This window comes from Nitrosomonas supralitoralis, from assembly GCF_003011925.2.
In the GTDB taxonomy this organism is placed as follows: Bacteria; Pseudomonadota; Gammaproteobacteria; order Burkholderiales; family Nitrosomonadaceae; genus Nitrosomonas; species Nitrosomonas supralitoralis.
This window is the reverse complement of sequence record NZ_PXXU01000198.1, coordinates 1-449: the sequence shown is the minus strand read 5'-3', so window position 1 is coordinate 449 and position 449 is coordinate 1. Positions and strand designations below refer to the sequence as shown.

At 45.2% G+C, this 449-nt stretch carries 1 protein-coding gene; it reads left to right on the top strand.

Going from position 1 to position 449, the window contains the following annotated elements:
• The coding region (locus C7H79_RS17410; protein WP_172592507.1) for a 3'-5' exonuclease family protein at window positions 1-449 on the top strand (449 nt) is incomplete at both ends.

Here is a 449-nt window from a genome sequence, read left to right as displayed (position 1 = left end):
CGCACCTTCATGCAGTTTTGCTCTTCCGGCAGACGTGGATTATCTGATTGGCCATAACGTTGATTTTGACTGGATGGCAGCAGGAAAGCCAAACATAAAGCGCATTTGTACTCTGGCGTTATCCCGGTACCTGTGGCCTGAACTTGATTCTCATAACCAGTCAGTAATGATTTATTTTTTAGCCAGAAACGAGGCTAGGGAGCGTTTGCAGGGCAAGGCGCATTCCGCAGTGAGTGATGTCATTAACTGCATGCTGATACTCAAACATATAGTAAAAAAACTTGGAGCTATTGAGTCGTGGGAGGATCTGTGGAAGCGATCTGAAATAGCTCGAATACCTGTACGCATGACATTTGGAAAGCACAAGGGAATGCTCATTAAGGACATTCCGCCTGATTACAAAGCATGGCTTCTGCGTCAGCCTGACACCGATCAATATTTAATTAAGG